The following is a 16526-nucleotide window of genomic DNA, read 5'->3' as shown; positions in this document are numbered from 1 at the left end:
CCTGATTACTTTCGTAAAAGTACTGTTTTGATTTAACCAAGAGCCGTAACAAATTTATGTACAAGCCCCTTACTGATTAAGTTAACGGCAGGAAACAAAATACCTTTAGCTTTTATTTAAAAAACGACCAAAAAAAGGCTAACCACCTGATTTAAATATCAATTAATATGAAACCCAAATACTATAAAGCATAAAAGCGCAATAAATGCGCTTTTAATATAACAAAAACTATTGTTAGTTTAATTAACCACCTAATAAACTAATTGCGGCTTGAGGCACTTGGTTAGCTTGCGACAAGATTGATGTACCCGCCTGTTGTAATATCTGATTTTTTAGTCATTTGCGCTGTTTCTGTTGCAAAGTCAGTATCTTGAATTCGACTACGTGATGCAGATACATTCTCAGAAATATTTGCCAAGTTACTAATTGTATGGCTAAAGCGGTTTTGTACTGCACCCAAGCTGGCACGTTGTGAGTCAATATTGGCAATCGCGTTATCAATTACCGATAAAGCATCTTGTGAACCTTTTTGACTTGTAATATCAATATCAGCTGCATTTTCTAAAGAACTAGTCACTTTAGTCGCAACCTCATCCACAGAAGTACTACCTGTTGTAGTAAATATATCTGATGAATTTAATTGGATAGCACCGGCTATTCTGGCAGAGTCTGTCGCACCAGTAGTCAGTACCACAACATCACCGGCAGAACCTTCGTTATAGCCTTGAGGAGTTATATCTAAGGTTGAGCCTGCGTCTCCGGCAAATCCAACGATTTCAATATCTGCGCCATTATTATTTGAAACAGATAAAACACCATTATCAATGGTTGCTGTAACACCATGCTCATCAGTTCTGCTATTAATAGCTTCTGCCATTGCCTGCTCATCACCGGTTGCAGTACCTGTTGCAACAAACGAGACTTTTTCGCCATTTAGCTCAAAGCTTACAGGTTCGCCTGCTGCTGTTTGCGTGCCGGTAATATCAAGCTGAGCTTCAGATCTTGCTTGTGCCGAAACACCTGTAGCACCCGTTACTTGATTTATTAAATCAGCAGCTTCTTCTGCACTGGCACCATTTGGAATAGTGACCGTAGAATCTTCTCGACCAGAAATTGCCAAGTTACCATATGCAATTACACTAGCGGCAAGCGTACCGGTACCCGTTTCATTTACTTGACCAAAACCATCCACAGTAGTCGCTGATTGCAAATTCGTTTGATTTGCGCCAATTTTCTCAGCTGCAACACTTGAAAGCGATACATTAATCGTTTCATTAGCGTTAGCACCTACTTGGAAGGTTTTACTACCGTAAGAACCATCTAGTAATTGTTGACCACCAAACGAGGTTGTATCTGCAATACGTGTCAATTCAACTTGAAGCGCTGATACTTCCTTTTGCAGTGCCTCACGATCTTCTGGCGAGTTTGAACCATTAGCTGATTGCAATGCTAGTTCACGCATACGCTGTAAAATACTTGTTGACTCACTCATTGCACCTTCAGCGGTTTGTGCCATTGAAATACCATCGTTGGCATTTCGCTGGGCTACTGACAAACCATTTATTTGCGACGTAAGTCGGTTTGAAATTTGCAGACCGGCAGCATCATCTTTTGCGCTATTAATACGCATACCTGATGATAAACGTTGCATTGAAGTTGCTAAGCCTTCGCCTGATTTATTTAAGTTACGTTGTGCGTTTAATGACGACACATTAGTATTTACTGTTAATGCCATTTTACCATCTCCTAGGTTTAAGCAGAGTGTGGTTCAACACGTTTTAACAGGAACCACTATTCGATAATTTCTTATTATTTTAAAAGCATTTACTGTGCCAACTTTAAAAAAAGTTTAAGTCGCTGTTTTTACTGGTTTATAATTGAAATTTAAAGCTGAATTTAAAAAGTAACTTGAAGCGACAATTTTTTGCCGCTTTAAAATAAGTAAAGCGGCAAAATATTTCTGGTTAAAGGTAGTCGAACAATGAAAGGTTAGATAAACGCCCAAAGGTTGCTTGAGATACTTGCAGTGCGGTTTCTTGCTTAGTGAGCTCGCTAATAGCAGCAGCCTGATCCACCTCAATTAAACTAGATCTATTACTTTTATTTTGAATATCAAGCGCTAAGTTAGTGTCGGTTACGAGTTCAAGCGCAACCATTCTTCCGCCTAAACTTGCCTGCGTGAAAACCACTTGTTCACTGGCATTTTGTAGCTGAACAACACCATCGGCTAATACTTGTTGAAAGTCGTCTCCTTCAAGTGTGCCATCATTCAAACCTGTAATAAGTGCTTGCAACGTATTAAGTACGTTTTCTTTCTCTGGTTTTTCAAGGCTAAAGTCAAGCTGACCAGGTGCTGTACCTTCAAATTCAATTTTCATTCCTGCAAAATCTATTGGTTCATCGGTAATATCACCTATCACTTGAGGAGAAAGAGACACGCCATCACGTTGAATTTCGTATTGATCAGGATCAGTTGGCGTTGCCCCAGCTGTAATCACAACATTATAAGTATTTGCTGTTGCTGGCGCTGCTGGATCTGCATTGTAATTAGATTGATGAAATCGATCAAATTCAGTTTGACCATCAACATATACTGTACCTGCGGTGATGTTATTAGCAGGGACTGTAGTAGGAATTGAAGCCATGTTTGAGTCTACATCTAAGCGTGCTGCTGTTTTTTCAAATGTATCAAAACCGTTATCACTCGATTTAATTGATACACCTTCAGCTATCGTTATTTGATGGACACCTTGATCGCCATTATAAGTGTATTCACCTAGCGTTGAGTCAAACTGATAAGGTTGGGTGCTATCTTGATAACCTGAAAATATAAATTTCCCATCTTCGGAGCGGGTATTCATTAAATTAGCAAGCGTTTGCTGAATACCACTTAGCTCGGATGCAATCGACTTCAAATCGTCTTTAGTATAAGCGCCATTACCCGCTTGTAATGCTAGAGATTGCGCTTCTTGAATACTGGTATTAATACTTTTTAAAACGCTTTCTTCTGTTTCGAGACGACCACTAAGCTGATTAATATTTTTTGTATATTGCTCATTGGTTTGTATTTTATTTGAATATAACATTGCCTGTGAAATATCTGCAGGCGCTTCAGACGTTGTTAAATATTTTTGCCCTGTATTAACTCGTTCTTGCGCATTTGCGACACCTTGTTGCCCATCCAGTATTTTATTAATACTGCTTTGATACATTAAATTATTTGATAAACGCATGATTACCTCGCAGCACTAAGTAAAGTGTCGAAAATTGAACGCGCAGCAGCTAAAACCTGTGCTGAAGCGGCATAAGACTGTTGAAAACGCAATAAATTTGCGGCTTCTTCATCGAGATTTACTCCCGATAATGATTCATACCAAGCTTCAGACTGCTGTGCGAGAGCATCGAATGCAGCTCCACTCGTAATAGCTTGTCCAGTTACCACACCAATATCGCTAACCATACCAGCATAGGCTTGATTAAATGTTTTATGGTTATCTGCCGTCGTTGTTGTGACAACATTTTGACGTACCAACTCACCATTTTGCAAATCAGCCAACTTTAAACCATTACGGTTATCGTCAAATCCACCTTCGTTAAACTCCAGCGTAAATGTATCGCCTGTTGCCGGTGTCCCCTCTATATCAAAGTCAAAACCGTATGAGTCGTAAGGAGCACCAAGGCCAGCTAAAACATTTTCACCCGGCGGCGCTATCGTCACAGCTACATTAGCGCCATTACCATCACTAATAAGGTAATCATTAGTACCCGCTGCTTTAACAATTGTGATATCGCCATTCGCTAAGGCAGGTGGTGTAGTTGATGTAAAACCACCTGAGGTAACACTACTAACTGTACCTGCTGATATCGTGCCTGTGCCTATATTATTTATCTCGTTCGCAGTTCTAATTGGCGACGCTAACGCAAGGTCATCACCACGTCCGGTTGCAAGCGATATGCTAGAAGCGGCTTGAGAATTTAGCTTAACTTGAAATTGATCACCAGGAGCACCTGTACCAGCAACTGTTATTTGCAGTCCAAAGGACTCGCCACTGGTAATTGATGATGAATCAATCACTCCACTGGTTGTATCTGCAAGTGATGGGTTGCCAATAGGCTCCCCTTTATTATCAATTGCCTGAATACTTACTTCGTTCGGATTAGCGGTATAGGTAATAATGAAGTTACTGGCAGGTAATTCACTACCTTTGCCTGGCTCAACCGTTGCGGTCATGTTTGTAACACCACCAGTATTATCTTGATAAGCAAATGCATTTTCTGTTGGTATGGTAAAAATATCCCCCCAACTCACCATTTGCATTCATGCCTAATTTATTTTGTTCGTTAAATGCATCTGCAATAGCCAGTCCCATTTGACCGATTTGATTTTGCGCCGGCACTAAAATATCGTCTCTAAAAGCAAGTAAACCGCCAATTTTACCTTTTAATTTGCTCGTATCAATTTCAAGTGGCACAGCTTTGCCACCGTTAACATCTAACGTTAGCTCTTTAAAACTAGGATCGGGGTCGCCTCTCATAGAAAACAAATTAAACGAACCATTTTGCATAACAACGGCTTCTCCTGTACCCATAAACACAAGCTTTTCACCATTTGGTCCATCAAGTGTTTCTATATCTATAAGTTCGGATAAATCACGTATTGCTTTGTCACGTTCGTTAAAAGTTGAACTTGCATCAGCAGCATTATTCGTTCCATTTACAGCAGCTATATCTTTATTTAAAGCGCTAATACTTTGGATTAGCGTATTGGCTTCCTCTGAAAATATTTCTAATTGTTCATTCACTATACTTTGCTGATCAAAGACAATACCTGAGAGTCTATCCATTTGATCAATTAAGCTTTGTGCATCAGTAATAACTAAAGAACGAGCTACCGTTGATGATGGTTGATTGAGTGCCTCTTGCACGTTATTAAATAACGAATTTATGCCTGTAGATAAGCTATTTGCTTCCTCTGAAAATAAGGTATCAACCCTATTTGCCTCTGTTACAAACTGATCAAAAAATGATTTATTAGATGTATCTCTGTTTAGCTGTTCTTGAGCAAATTGGTTTAGTAAACGGTAGGTTTCACCCCTACCTACCTGATTATCTACCATGGTAGTAAATTCTGTGCGCTCGCGTACATAGCCTTCTGTATTTACATTGGCAATGTTTTTACTTGTCGTTTGCAGTAACTCAGAACTAGCTCTGACTCCTGAACTGGCAATACTCAATAAATCATACGACATGTTACTTTACTCCTTGGCGAATCGCGTTTGCTGCAATATCTTTTAATTCTGCACTATTGAGTACTTGTTTTATTTTGCTAGCGTAATTTGGATCGGTTGCATAACCCGCTTTTTGTAACGAATCTAAAAAGTCGCTTGGCTTTGCTGTATTTTGTAATGCTTCTTGGTAGCGTGGGTTTTGTGTCAAAAAATCAACAAAGTCATTTACACTTTCTTTTATTGAGTCGTACGCCCTAAAGTTTGCTTTCTTTTTGACCGCTGTACCTTGCTCAAATTCGAGTGTGACTTTACTGGCTTTTTCACCTTCCCAGCTTTTATCTGATTTAATATTAAATAAGTTATTTGAACTGTTACCATCACTTTTATTAATGATATGTTTACCCCAACCAGTCTCAAGCGCTGCTTGCGCAACCATTACAGCCGGGTTTAAACCAATTTTCTTTGCTGCCGTTTTAGCGTGTTCCCACACAGAGCTAACAAACTCTTCAGCCGATTCAAATACCGGAGTCTCTATTTTTGATTCTGTAATATCCATGTTCATGTTCGTACTTACAGGCTCTACTGATTTATTATTATTTTCATGAGGAAGCTCTGAGCCCACTCGCTTATCACTTAAAAAGTCCGCTGTTGTTCTCAAAACAGATCCGGGCATAAAATTTTTACCATCAGGGGATAACTGTTGAACGATTAAGTCTGCAAGGCCTAAAGAACCATTTGATGATAGTTCTGTCGATAATTGTTGATCGTGCATTTCTTCAAAGAACTTAACCCCACTGGAATTAAATGGGCTTTCTTTGTCCTCAAATGCTTCGTTTGCCTTGCGCATACTTTTAAGTAACATTTGAGTGAAAATTGCTTCAAATTGTGCAGCGGCTTTTTTTAGCGCAGCCTTTGATGCATCAGTCGATGAATCACCACTGGTTAAGGCTTCTTTACGAAGTGAATCTAAGTTGCCTAAATCAAAAAAGTTTTGCTTATCGAGATGATTTGTTTCCATCAGCTTTTTGACACAATAATGAGTAATGCAATTAAAATGCAAAAATTGAGCCAGTTGACTAACTTTAAATTAGATATATTGCGAGGGAATGATTTTGCCCTAGTAAAAATGTTACTAGGGCGTGTTTAAATACTAAATAACAACTAGTTGACCGTTTATTGCACCAGCCTCTTTAAGCGCTTCAAGAATAGCCATCAAATCACCTGGTGCAGCACCAACTTCATTGATTGCTCTGACTAAATCGTCCAAGCTAACACCTGGATTAAATACAAATGCACGAGAATCATCCTGATTCACATCAATGATACTTTGATTCGTAACGGCGGTTTCACCTTCACTTAATGCATTAGGCTGAGATACATTTTGTTGCTCGGTAATCGTCACAGTTAAACCACCATGAGTAATCGCGGCTGGCTGTAGTTTTACATTTTTCCCAATTACAATCGTCCCCGTACGAGAGTTAACAATAATTTTTGCTGCGTTATCCGCAGGGGTAAACTCTAAGTTTTCAAGTGTTGATAAATACGATACACGTTGTGATGCATCTCTTGGGGCAATAACACGAATAGATGCAGCATCAATAGCTTGTGCGCTATTGGGACCAACTAAGTCGTTTATCGTACTTTCTAAACGTTTCGCTGTTGTAAAATCTGGGCGATTTAAATTAAAAGTAATATAGTCGCTTTGCATAAATGGACTTTTAACGGCACGTTCAACAGTAGCACCATTGGGAATTCGACCGACAGTGGGTGTATTTATAACAACCTTGCTGCCATCCAACCCCTCAGCACCTAAGCCGCCAACAATAAGGCTACCTTGTGCTATAGCGTATACATTCCCATCAACACCTTTTAAAAATGTTTGAATTAAAGTACCACCGCGCAAACTACCGGCGCTGCCAATAGACGACACGGTAATATCAATTGTTTGTCCTGGTTTTCTGAACGCAGGTAACTCTGCATGCACAGCAACAGCAGCCACATTTTTAATTTTAGGGCTTAAATTAGCCGGCAGTGTAATACCAAAATTACTTAACATGCCCTTGAAACTCTGTTGGGTAAACTTACTTTGCTCGCCAGTCCCAGGTAAGCCAACAACTAACCCGTAACCCACTAATTGGTTAGAACGCACACCTTCAACCATAGAGATATCTTTAATACGCTCTGCATGTGCCGAAAATTGACATCCCAGCAAAACAATTAAACAAAAAAACTTAAATACATTCATATTGAATGTCCTCTAAAAAGGAAAGAGCGAGCTACTAAAAAAGCGCGTTAACCAACCAGCACTTTGTGCTTCTTGGGTTTGCCCTTTACCTGAATATTGAATCCGTGCATTAGCTATTCGGTTTGATTCAACCGTATTATCTGAGCCAACATCTTGCGGGCGCACCAACCCTTCTAAGCGAATAAACTCTTCGCCTGTATTAAGAGTTAACCATTTTTCACCTCGAATAACTAAGTTACCGTTTGGTAAAACACGCATCACATTAACCGATATATTGCCAAATAAACTATTTGATTGATTTGATTTAGAGTCACCAGAAAACGATGAATCACTGCCAATTCCAAATTGAATACTGTCGCCACCGATATTAACAGGAAGTCCCCCCAAACCAATTACAGGGTCAAGGCTCGTGTCAGATTGCTTATCTGTTTCTGTTTTTGCCGCTTTTGTAGCTTGGGTAGATTCTTGCAATTTAACCGTAATGATATCGCCGGTACGCAGAGCTTTTCTGTCCGCGTATAAATCGTTCGACACATTCGTGTTAAATAAGGAGCCAGTAGCTACAACAGGTTCTATATTCGGTTCTGGGTACATTGGCGCATAGTAAGGATCGTCTTGCACTATTTCACTATTTTGTGTTGATACACACCCACTTAAAAATAGAGTGCCTGCCGCAAATAACATAATATTACGCATATTCTGCCCCTAAACCTTATAGTTGCTGATTGATATAACTCATCATTTCGTCGACGGCTGAAATTACTTTTGAATTCATTTCATAAATACGTTGAGTTTCGATAAGATTTACCAGCTCTTCTGTGACATTTACGTTTGATGTTTCAAGTGAGCCTTGAATAATACTACCAAGCCCCTCAACACCAGGGTTACCCTGCACCGGAGCACCACTTACAGCAGTTTCGGTATAAAGATTTTGACCAATCGGCTCAAGACCCGATGGATTAATGAAGTCACTAATGGTGATCTGACCAATAACTACGTTATCGGCTTGACCTGCAACACGAACAGATACTTCTCCGTCTTGCGAAACAGTAATCGATTGAGCATCTTCGGGGACATTCATTTCTGGCTGAATAACATAACCAGCACCCGATGTAACAATTCGTCCATCACCATCGGTGGTAAACTGGCCATTGCGCGAATAGGCAATATTGCCATCTGGCTGCAGCACTTCAAAAAAACCTTCGCCGGAAATCATCCAATCTAGTGAGTTTTCGGTGGTTAACATGTTACCTTGCGTAAACTCTTTTTGGTTGGCTACAACTTTTGCACCCGCACCTAACATTAGGCCTGATGGCATTTCGGTGTCTTGCGATGAACGACCACCTGGCTGATTAATATTTTGATAAAGTAAATCTTCAAATATAGCGCGGCTTTTTTTGTAACCAACCGTACTGGCATTCGCTAAATTATTTGAAATAACCGAAATATCGGTTTGTTGAGCATCAAGCCCTGTTTTACTGATCCACAATGCAGGATTCATATTAGTGTCCTCATTTTTAAAGTTAAACTATGCGCAACAGCTGATCTTGACGTTCGTCAATTTCTTCAGCTGTTTTCATCAGTTTGACTTGTAATTCAAATTGGCGTTGATGACTTATCATATCGACCATTTCATGAACGGGGTTTACATTCGACATTTCTAAGGTTCCACTCAATACTTTTACATTAGCGGAAGTATCAACAACTTGATTTGGTTTTGGTCTAAATAAGCCATCATTACCTTTTTCAAGTTGTGAATTATCAGCCTCAACGACTCTTAAGCGATCAACTTCTTCTAAAAAATTTGCTGGGGCGCCTTGCGGACGAACCTGAATAGCACCATCTTGACTAAATTCAACCTTTTCAATTGGTACAGGCAGTATAATTGGACCACCTTCGCCAATAACTTGACGTCCATGACTTGTTACCAGCATGCCTTCTGCTGTGATATTGAGCGTGCCTACTTTAGTGTAAGCTTCATTACCCGACGCATCTTGCACACTCAGCCATGCGTTATCGCTCATTGCGATATCTAAATCTCTGCCTGTTTCAACTATGCCACCCGATGTCATGTTTGAACCCGGACGTTCTTGCATCGAAAATACACGTGTTGGCAGCCCTTCACCAAACGCTTGCATAGAACGTGCTTGAGCAAAGTCTGATTTAAAGCCTGTCGTATTGGCATTCGCCAAATTATTGGCTTTAAGGGCAAGGCCCTGCAGGCTCTGTTTAGCACCTGAGGCCGCAATGTAGACCATTTTGTCCATAACATCGACTCACATTAAAAATCTCTAACTTAACAAATGCAAAATAGATGCCAGATTAGAGTTTACGTAACATTAGAGTGATGAAACAAACAATAGAAATGATAGCCACTTACTGTAACCATTGGTTTTGGTTTAGAGGCTAAAATAAAAAAGGCTGCAAAATGCAGCCTAAAATATTTAATTAAATTTAAATTATCGAATCTGCAAAATACTTTGCTGGATTGTTGAGTTAACTTCAAGCGCTCGCGAGTTAGCTTGGTAATTACGTTGAGCTGTGATTAAATCGACAAGCTCATTAGTTAAATTAGTATTTGATTGCTCAAGTGCTGATGAGTTAATACTACCAAATGTACCTGACCCTGCCTCACCTGCAACAGGCTCACCTGAGTCAATACTTTGCTTCCAACTTGTGTCGCCTATTTGTGATAAACCTTGCGAATTAGGAAAGCGAACCATAGCTATCTGGCCAAGGTATGTTGAATCACCGTTACTGTATGAAGCAACTAGTTTACCGTCGGTGCCAATATCAATTCCAGCTAAACGACCAACAGTCGAACCATCTTGATCAAGTGCTTTAACTTCAAAACCACTTGAATACTGTGTTGGTATACGTCCTGCCGTATTGTTTTCATCACGCCAATTAAGCTCAATACCTGTGCCTGGGAATGTAGCACCATTATCAAGCATTGTAGATAAACCAGTACCAGCACCAGCAGGTAGGTTTATCTCATCAAAAGTGGTTAGGTTTGTATTTGCTACTCCGCCTGTCGTTGCAGGTAAACCACTTGAATCAAAACCAAGAGTTGTGATCGGTGCATAAGGGGTCGTGGTTTGTTCTGCGCCCGAAGTTCCATCAACTACCTTTCCATCAAGTGTCGCATACACATTCCAGCTATTATCTGTACCACCTGAAGCTGCGTCAGGTTCTTTTACAAAAAAGTATTGCAATATATGCGGCTCACCTAACGAGTCATAAACTGTCGTTGATGTAGATGAGTTATAAGTACCATTGGATGTAGGATCAAAATCTATACCCGGTGCATCAGCTGTAGCATCTAAATTGAACGATAAGAATACATTTTCTGTAGCACGAGGCGAACCTGATGAATCTGGTATTTGAACTGGGTTTGTCGTACTCAAACTCACTGATGTTGTATCACCGGTTGATGAATCTACAGGGAATGCTTGTAAGAAATTACCCTTAGCGTCAACCATAAAATTATCTTGGTTTAATTTAAATGCACCGGCACGAGTATAGGTTAAATCTTGCGATGAAATATCATCGGTCATCGCAAAATAACCTTCACCTGTAATAGCTAAATCTAAAGAGTTATTAGTAAACTGCAGTGATCCTTGGTGAAACTGCTGTGCAACCATCGTCGTTTGCACACCATCACCATTTTTAGTCCTACCTGCGCTAAATACTGACGATGCATAAACATCGGCAAACTCTGCGCGTGACTCTTTAAAACCGGTAGTATTGACGTTCGCAATATTATTTGCTGTTACATCTAAATCTTTTTGCGCGGCAGCAAGGCCTGTTAATGCAATATTGAAGCTCATAATTCACCTCTAACCTATCAATCTGAAGCCTGCTGGCAGGCAAAAAATACTAAAATTAATTATGCGATTTCTGCGACATCCGTCAGCCTAACCGCACCTTCTTTAGTGTTAATAATAATGCCACTTGAGCCGTTAATATTTACACTTTCAATGTTCTTAAAAGTAGCAACGGGTAAACTTGAAAATTCACCGTTAGTACTTCCTTCAGCTGTTATTGTGTATTCACCTTCAGGTAAACGTTCGCCGGCTTCGTTGTTACCATCCCAAGCAAAGCGAATTGCTCCAGCTGCCTGAGAACCCATATCAATCGTTCTTACTAATTGACCTGATTCGTCAGTTACTTTGATTTTAAGGTTATCCATAGCTTCTTCTGCTACTGCTGAGCCTCTAGCATCACCCGTTTCATTTAAATCAAGGGTATTTGACTCTAGTAAAGCCTGCTTACCAACAAGCGTTGAGGCTTGTAATGCAGAATTAGACGTCATCGAAGAGGCTAAAGATTCAAAGTTAGTATTTAAATCTGTAATGCCTTGCGCCATAGTAAAACTAGTCATTTGCGCAATCATTTGATCATTGTCCGCAGGGTTACTGGGATCTTGATACGATAATTGCTGCGTCAACAACGAGAAAAAATCTTCTTGTGTTAACGCGTCACTCTCATCTTCGCTGCTAGCTACTTGCTGCTCTTGCCAACGGATTGAGTCTAAATAGGATGAAGATGTACTTATATCGTTATTCATAACCTACCCTCGGTTACCGCTGACCTAGCAGCAGTGTTTTACTTAACATTTGCTTAGCTGCATCTGCAACTTGCACGTTTGTTTCATAAGAGCGAGAGGCAGAAATCATATTAGCCATCTCCTCAACAACATTAACGTTGGGTTTATAAATATAGCCATTTTCATCCGCACTCGGGTGATTTGGATTATACTCAATCTGTAATGGAGCACTGCTTTCAACAATGCCTAAAACTTTAACGCCAACGGCGGAGCCCTGTTGATTACTTGCCGATGCTGAAGCTTTGGTAAGTTCAGCAGCAAATACAGGTTGTCGCGCTCGGTATGTTTTGTCTTGAGAAGAACTAATCGTATTCGCATTAGAAATATTACTTGCGGTGGTATTTAAGCGTACATTTTGTGCGCTCATACCTGAACCTGCAATATCAAATACATTATATAAACTCATAATTTTTATCCTTGACTACCGAGTGCTTTATTCAGACCTTTAAATCTGCTGCTTAAAAATTGCAAGCTGGCCTGATACTCCATAGCATTCTGTGTATACAAGTTTCGTTCCACTTGTATATCAACCGAGTTACCATCGCCCGTATCTGCTTGATTTGGTAAGCGAAATAATTCTGAATCATCCATACTACGAGTACCACCACCGATGTGTTTATCGTTAGTTCGTACCATTGTATTGCCGCTTTGCTGGTTTGATCTTGCCGCTTTTAATGCAGAGGCAAAATCAATATCTTTTGCTTTGTAGCCCGGCGTATCAGCATTCGCAATATTAGTTGCAATTACTTCTGCTCGTTGTGAACGGATCAACATAGCCTGCGGATGCACACCTAATGCCTTATCAAAACTGATAGCCATAACCATCTCCAAAAAATTGACTTACCTTGAATAAAGCAAAAAATACGCCATTAATACTAGAGTGGTGATTATTTATATAAGGGTATGTATTAAAAAGAAAAATGACGCTAGGCGCGTCATTTATATAGGGAAGGAGTTACTATTACAGCTTTTTTTGATAAATAATGCCAGGGTTGCATCGTACCATGTCAAATTCACTGCTTAAGCCTGTCATTGACTCTGATGCACCCAAAAATAAGTAACCTTTAGGATTCAGCGCTTGAGCAAATTGACTAATAATTTTAGCTTTTACTTCTGGGGCAAAATATATAAGTACATTTCGACAAAATATAATATCGAATTTACCCATAAGTGCGTAAGAATCAAGTAGATTTAAATGCCTAAAGCTAACTTGCTTTTTTATCGAATCATTTACTTGAGCCATACCATTGCCGCTATCTTTAAAAAACTTTTTACGGCGCTCAGCAGAAAGACCTCTTGCTAAAGCCAATGCATCGTATTCACCATTTTTACACATATCAAGCATCGTATTAGAGATATCAGTGCCAATAATTTGCGCCCCCATCCGTAACACATTAGGTTGCTTTGCTTGAAACTCAGCAACAGACATTGAAATAGAGTATGGTTCTTGACCAGAAGAACTCGCTGCCGACCAAATTTTTAGTGGTCTTCTTAGCTCCTTAAATTCCGGGAAAAGCTTATTTTGAAGCAATTCAAACGGGTATTGATCTCTAAACCACAACGTTTCATTCGTAGTCATTGCGTCTACAACCGCAGCTCGAAGCTGTCGCTCATGAGGACCCAGCGTTTTGCTAACCAGCTCTGATAAAGATTCTACATTAAATCGAGTCATTAACGGCGCAAGTCGGCTTTTCACCAAATATTGTTTATTTTCACCTAAAACGATCCCGCATTGCTGCTCCAAAAACGAACGAAACTGATCGTATTCACTTTGCTGCAAATCTTTATTATTCAAATTAGTAACACCTATTTTTATTAATCACAATGAACCCATTTTTTCACAGCAGTTGCTAGTTCATCTGGGTTAAATTTTGCAATAAAGTCATCAGCCCCTACTTTTTCAATCATCGCCTGATTAAAAACACCACTCAATGAAGTATGTAAAATAACATGTAAAGGGGCGAGTTTAGGATCTGCTTTAATTTCTGCCGTTAACGTATAGCCATCCATTTCAGGCATTTCAACATCAGATATAAGTAAAGCGACACGTTCGGTAATATTGTCTTTACAATCTAATTCAGCTATTTCTTTTAACCTTATTAAGGCTTCTTTACCATTTTTAGCTAACTCAGTTTGAACACCAAGTGGCTCTAGCGCACGTTTAACTTGGTTACGCGCAACAGCTGAATCATCAGCAATAAACACAATTCGCTCACCCAAGTCTTTTTGAATATCGCCGCTAGCTGCTACATCAGCACTTACTTCTGTGTTTACAGGGCAAATTTCGTTAAGAATCTTTTCTACGTCTAATATTTCGACCAGTTCATTTTCGATTTCGGTTACAGCGGTTAAATATGAATATCGGCCAGCACCTGATGGAGGCGGCATTATTTTTTCCCAATTCATATTAACAATACGCTCTACCCCACCCACTAAAAAACCTTGCACTGAGCGGTTATATTCAGCAATGATAATAAAACTGTCTGTTATGTTTTCTATTGGTCGCCCACCCACGGCCATAGAAAGATCTATCACCGAAATAGTCTGGCCGCGAATATGTGCAACACCACGAATATAGGCGTTTGACTTTGGCATACTTGTTAGTGGAGGGCATTGTAATACTTCCCTCACCTTAAATACGTTTATACCAAAACGCTGCCGACCCCTGAGCTTAAATAATAGTAATTCTAGGCGGTTCTGCCCAACCAACTGGGTGCGCTGGTTTACTGAGTCTAAAATGCCTGCCATTCAAATCTCCTAAAGAAAACAAATAATACGGAATGATAATTGCTTTCTATTTATAAAGCTTACATAACATCACGGGAGCGTCTTCTTTTTGACGCAAAATATTTATACCCTGTTTGAAACCATAAGCATAGTCGAAACATTATGAGTTTGTTAAAAAAAGTCAGAAGATACAGTGTTTTTTATTTTGTTGCTAGCCTCAGCTTCGCTTTACCCCTGCACGCAAAAGTCTTTAATAAAGATTTATTACAAGAGATCGCAATAAGTTATGTCGCCGATCAGATTGGTTCTACAGAAAATACTAAAATACAATTAAGTGCTTTACCACTTGATAGTCGTATTCCTGATCGAACCTGTCAAAATGCGCTCGAGTTACTAATCCCAAGTGAGCCGCCATTTAATCGACAAGTTACATTACAAATAAAATGTAACGATACTCAAAATTGGTCTCAGTACGTGCATGTAAGAATAGTTGAAATGGCACCTGTTGTGATCGCTAACGCAAATTTAGTGCGAGGTGAAGTAATAACAAGTTCTCACTTAAGTATTGAAATGAAACCAACACATTTTGTTAGAATGCAGTATTTAGATAACCCAGAAATACTTATTGGAAGTAGGAGTAAACGCAACATAAGAAGCGGGATGCCTATATTACTTAACCAAATATGTATGGTGTGCAAAGGTGATTCTGTAAACATTTTAGCTAACCTTAGAGGGTTGAAAATAAAGACAACGGGAGTTGCTTTAGAGGACGGAACAATTGGAGAACAAATACGTGTTAAAAACAAAAAAACGGGTAAAGTTTTAAATGCACGAGTGGATGGTGTAGAGTCGGTGCAGGTAAACATTTAATTCAAAATTATGCTAAAGTATTCTTCGTAGGTGCCGATATGTTGGCATAAGTTGGGTAATATACAGGTTTATTATTATGGTCAGTCAAGTTAATTCAGGTAATCAACAAACTGCTGCTTTAGCTAATACTAAGCAACAAAAAGTTGATTTACAAAGAGATAATGTAAATACGCAAGCAACTCAGTCGGCTTCACCTAAGGCGGCCAGTGACTCAGTAAGTCTAACGCCGCAAGCGAAAGAATTAAAAACGTTGCAAGAAAAAGCGCAGCAATCATCTGGTTTCGACAGTGATAAAGTTTCAGAACTAAAAAAAGCAATTACTGAAGGTAAGTACCAAATTGACAATGAAAAGTTAGCTAAAAACTTAGCTAGTTTCGAGTTTGACGTATATGGCTGATCATAACAGTTTAATTATCGTCAAGCTGAACGAGCAAGGAAAATGCTTAGATTCATTAGCCACCTTATTAAATGATGAGCTGACCGCGATTGCGTCTCGACGTGGCGAAGGTTTGAAAGAAATTGCTCAACAAAAAATGCCTTTTTTAACTAAGTTAAATTCTCTTGATAAAGAATTAAACAAACTCATTGCTAATAACGACGAACTGTCAGATGAAGTTCCTGATTTAATTTCCATTGTGCGTAGTAAACTTGAAAAATGTAAAAAACAAAATGATGTAAATGCACATGCGGCGCATCAAGCTCAATTGAGCGTTAAACAATTGAAAGAGATTTTAATTGGTGCTCCTTCCTCAACTACATACGATCAAGCCGGTGGCGAAGTAAACACCAACAGCCAACTTGTACGTAACCTAAAAGCCTAGATTGATTGGGTATAATAAAAAGTCAT

The 16526-nt window shown here is 39.4% G+C and carries 17 protein-coding genes and 1 pseudogene; 3 read left to right on the top strand and 15 right to left on the bottom strand.

Features of this window, described 5'->3' with window-relative positions; translation table 11 throughout:
- Window positions 1-243: 243 nt before the first annotated feature.
- From P4S71_RS23155 to P4S71_RS13540, 15 genes and pseudogenes are all read right to left on the bottom strand, one after another.
- A complete protein-coding gene (locus P4S71_RS23155) occupies window positions 244-297 on the bottom strand; it encodes a hypothetical protein (RefSeq protein ID WP_442961717.1) in 54 nt (17 codons plus the stop codon).
- A complete protein-coding gene (locus tag P4S71_RS13605) occupies window positions 284-1735 on the bottom strand; it encodes a flagellin N-terminal helical domain-containing protein (RefSeq protein WP_442961680.1) in 1452 nt (483 codons plus the stop codon). Before P4S71_RS13605 ends, P4S71_RS23155 begins: the two co-directional genes overlap by 14 nt.
- 229 nt (window positions 1736-1964) lie before the next feature.
- A complete protein-coding gene (flgL, locus tag P4S71_RS13600; RefSeq protein ID WP_337150845.1) occupies window positions 1965-3233 on the bottom strand; it encodes a flagellar hook-associated protein FlgL in 1269 nt (422 codons plus the stop codon).
- Between the two features lie 2 nt (window positions 3234-3235).
- Window positions 3236-5249: pseudogene (gene flgK, locus P4S71_RS13595) on the bottom strand (flagellar hook-associated protein FlgK).
- 1 nt (window position 5250) lies between these two features.
- The gene (flgJ, locus tag P4S71_RS13590; RefSeq protein ID WP_007378701.1) at window positions 5251-6246 is read right to left on the bottom strand and encodes a flagellar assembly peptidoglycan hydrolase FlgJ; all 996 of its coding nucleotides are present in this window, start codon (window positions 6244-6246) and stop codon (window positions 5251-5253) included.
- 132 nt (window positions 6247-6378) lie between these two features.
- Window positions 6379-7473 carry a flagellar basal body P-ring protein FlgI gene (locus tag P4S71_RS13585; RefSeq protein ID WP_007378703.1) on the bottom strand — a complete coding sequence of 365 codons (1095 nt, stop codon included), beginning with the start codon at window positions 7471-7473 and terminating at the stop codon, window positions 6379-6381.
- A gap of 12 nt (window positions 7474-7485) precedes the next feature.
- On the bottom strand, window positions 7486-8169 hold the full coding sequence (flgH, locus tag P4S71_RS13580) for a flagellar basal body L-ring protein FlgH (RefSeq protein ID WP_007378704.1): 684 nt from the start codon (window positions 8167-8169) through the stop codon (window positions 7486-7488).
- A 16-nt stretch (window positions 8170-8185) separates the two neighbouring features.
- Window positions 8186-8974: a flagellar basal-body rod protein FlgG gene (flgG, locus tag P4S71_RS13575; protein ID WP_007378705.1), complete on the bottom strand. Its 789-nt coding sequence runs from the start codon at window positions 8972-8974 to the stop codon at window positions 8186-8188.
- Window positions 8975-8996: 22 nt separating this feature from the next.
- A complete protein-coding gene (locus tag P4S71_RS13570) occupies window positions 8997-9740 on the bottom strand; it encodes a flagellar basal body rod protein FlgF (protein ID WP_007378706.1) in 744 nt (247 codons plus the stop codon).
- Between the two features lie 192 nt (window positions 9741-9932).
- Window positions 9933-11303, bottom strand: a complete 1371-nt coding sequence (flgE, locus tag P4S71_RS13565; protein ID WP_096792638.1) for a flagellar hook protein FlgE — start codon at window positions 11301-11303, stop codon at window positions 9933-9935.
- Window positions 11304-11362: 59 nt separating this feature from the next.
- Window positions 11363-12043, bottom strand: coding sequence for a flagellar hook assembly protein FlgD (locus P4S71_RS13560; RefSeq protein ID WP_007378708.1), 681 nt, complete (start codon window positions 12041-12043; stop codon window positions 11363-11365).
- Between the two features lie 13 nt (window positions 12044-12056).
- On the bottom strand, window positions 12057-12488 hold the full coding sequence (gene flgC / locus P4S71_RS13555; protein ID WP_007378709.1) for a flagellar basal body rod protein FlgC: 432 nt from the start codon (window positions 12486-12488) through the stop codon (window positions 12057-12059).
- 5 nt (window positions 12489-12493) lie between these two features.
- Window positions 12494-12901 (bottom strand): flagellar basal body rod protein FlgB, encoded by a 408-nt coding sequence (gene flgB / locus P4S71_RS13550; RefSeq protein WP_007378710.1) that lies wholly within the window; start codon window positions 12899-12901, stop codon window positions 12494-12496.
- Window positions 12902-13043: 142 nt separating this feature from the next.
- Window positions 13044-13877, bottom strand: a complete 834-nt coding sequence (locus P4S71_RS13545) for a CheR family methyltransferase (protein ID WP_007378711.1) — start codon at window positions 13875-13877, stop codon at window positions 13044-13046.
- 20 nt (window positions 13878-13897) lie between these two features.
- Window positions 13898-14830 (bottom strand): chemotaxis protein, encoded by a 933-nt coding sequence (locus P4S71_RS13540; RefSeq protein ID WP_007378712.1) that lies wholly within the window; start codon window positions 14828-14830, stop codon window positions 13898-13900.
- A 141-nt stretch (window positions 14831-14971) separates the two neighbouring features.
- Here P4S71_RS13540 and flgA point away from each other — a divergent pair, with 141 nt between their 5' ends.
- The 3 genes from flgA (at window position 14972) to flgN (ending at window position 16500) form a co-directional block, all read left to right on the top strand.
- Window positions 14972-15679, top strand: coding sequence for a flagellar basal body P-ring formation chaperone FlgA (gene flgA, locus P4S71_RS13535; protein WP_007378713.1), 708 nt, complete (start codon window positions 14972-14974; stop codon window positions 15677-15679).
- Between the two features lie 76 nt (window positions 15680-15755).
- Window positions 15756-16076 (top strand): flagellar biosynthesis anti-sigma factor FlgM, encoded by a 321-nt coding sequence (gene flgM, locus P4S71_RS13530; RefSeq protein WP_337150844.1) that lies wholly within the window; start codon window positions 15756-15758, stop codon window positions 16074-16076.
- A complete protein-coding gene (flgN, locus tag P4S71_RS13525; protein WP_007378715.1) occupies window positions 16069-16500 on the top strand; it encodes a flagellar protein FlgN in 432 nt (143 codons plus the stop codon). The genes flgM and flgN overlap by 8 nt, the downstream gene beginning before the upstream one ends.
- Window positions 16501-16526 lie beyond the last annotated feature (26 nt).

The sequence above is a fragment of the Pseudoalteromonas sp. B62 genome (genome assembly GCF_037162565.1).
Classification (GTDB): domain Bacteria; phylum Pseudomonadota; class Gammaproteobacteria; order Enterobacterales; family Alteromonadaceae; genus Pseudoalteromonas; species Pseudoalteromonas fuliginea.
The sequence above is the reverse complement of the archived record's forward strand: the minus strand, read 5'-3'. Positions and strand labels throughout refer to the sequence as shown.

Coding starts and splice junctions, on each gene's coding strand:
- P4S71_RS13605 (WP_442961680.1), bottom strand. CDS start 1,735: ATGGCATTAACAGTAAATACTAATGTGTCGTCATTAAACGCACAACGT.
- flgG (WP_007378705.1), bottom strand. CDS start 8,974: ATGAATCCTGCATTGTGGATCAGTAAAACAGGGCTTGATGCTCAACAA.
- P4S71_RS13585 (WP_007378703.1), bottom strand. CDS start 7,473: ATGAATGTATTTAAGTTTTTTTGTTTAATTGTTTTGCTGGGATGTCAA.
- flgE (WP_096792638.1), bottom strand. CDS start 11,303: ATGAGCTTCAATATTGCATTAACAGGCCTTGCTGCCGCGCAAAAAGAT.
- flgA (WP_007378713.1), top strand. CDS start 14,972: ATGAGTTTGTTAAAAAAAGTCAGAAGATACAGTGTTTTTTATTTTGTT.
- flgC (WP_007378709.1), bottom strand. CDS start 12,488: ATGAGTTTATATAATGTATTTGATATTGCAGGTTCAGGTATGAGCGCA.
- flgH (WP_007378704.1), bottom strand. CDS start 8,169: ATGCGTAATATTATGTTATTTGCGGCAGGCACTCTATTTTTAAGTGGG.
- flgB (WP_007378710.1), bottom strand. CDS start 12,901: ATGGCTATCAGTTTTGATAAGGCATTAGGTGTGCATCCGCAGGCTATG.
- flgL (WP_337150845.1), bottom strand. CDS start 3,233: ATGCGTTTATCAAATAATTTAATGTATCAAAGCAGTATTAATAAAATA.
- P4S71_RS13560 (WP_007378708.1), bottom strand. CDS start 12,043: ATGAATAACGATATAAGTACATCTTCATCCTATTTAGACTCAATCCGT.
- flgN (WP_007378715.1), top strand. CDS start 16,069: ATGGCTGATCATAACAGTTTAATTATCGTCAAGCTGAACGAGCAAGGA.
- flgM (WP_337150844.1), top strand. CDS start 15,756: ATGGTCAGTCAAGTTAATTCAGGTAATCAACAAACTGCTGCTTTAGCT.
- P4S71_RS13570 (WP_007378706.1), bottom strand. CDS start 9,740: ATGGACAAAATGGTCTACATTGCGGCCTCAGGTGCTAAACAGAGCCTG.
- flgJ (WP_007378701.1), bottom strand. CDS start 6,246: ATGGAAACAAATCATCTCGATAAGCAAAACTTTTTTGATTTAGGCAAC.
- P4S71_RS13540 (WP_007378712.1), bottom strand. CDS start 14,830: ATGGCAGGCATTTTAGACTCAGTAAACCAGCGCACCCAGTTGGTTGGG.